Origin of the sequence: Vibrio sp. 10N.222.49.C9 (assembly GCF_041474985.1) — a bacterium.
In the GTDB taxonomy this organism is placed as follows: domain Bacteria; phylum Pseudomonadota; class Gammaproteobacteria; order Enterobacterales; family Vibrionaceae; genus Vibrio; species Vibrio crassostreae_C.
The window spans coordinates 1-418 of record NZ_JBFRVD010001486.1 but is presented as its reverse complement, the minus strand read 5'-3'; the positions used below and the strand labels follow the sequence as shown (position 1 = coordinate 418).

At 42.1% G+C, this 418-nt stretch carries 1 protein-coding gene; it reads right to left on the bottom strand.

Going from position 1 to position 418, the window contains the following annotated elements; translation table 11 throughout:
- Positions 1-347 (bottom strand): hypothetical protein (locus tag AB4585_RS28875; protein WP_372172223.1); only part of this gene is annotated, 347 nt, incomplete at its 3' end.
- Positions 348-418 lie beyond the last annotated feature (71 nt).

The following is a 418-nucleotide window of genomic DNA, read 5'->3' as shown; positions in this document are numbered from 1 at the left end:
CCTTCATACACCCTTTGGAGGCGGTAACCCGTCAGTTGTGACAACTGCTGCTTAACTTGCTGATCAAGTCCCACCGTTTCAAACCCTTCAGCTGCTCTCATGAATACCATGTAGCGATCGTCAATATTTTCAGCATAGGTCACCAACGAAAGTCCGTTGACAGCGTTATTCACCCTGTACTGCTCACTAATCTGATCAAACAGAGCGACCACCTCAGCCTTATTCTTGCTTGTGAATTCTGTGTAAAATACTTTCTGTGGGCGAGTTTCTGAGAATGCCATTTTGATTTCTATTCCTGCTATGTAAAAACAAAGCGAGTTTAATAACAGGCGATCACGAAAAGACATTTCATGCGGTTTTTTGCGAGACGTTGTACATTTTCAAAGATGCTAAATATTGTTCCTTTGTAGGTCACTTA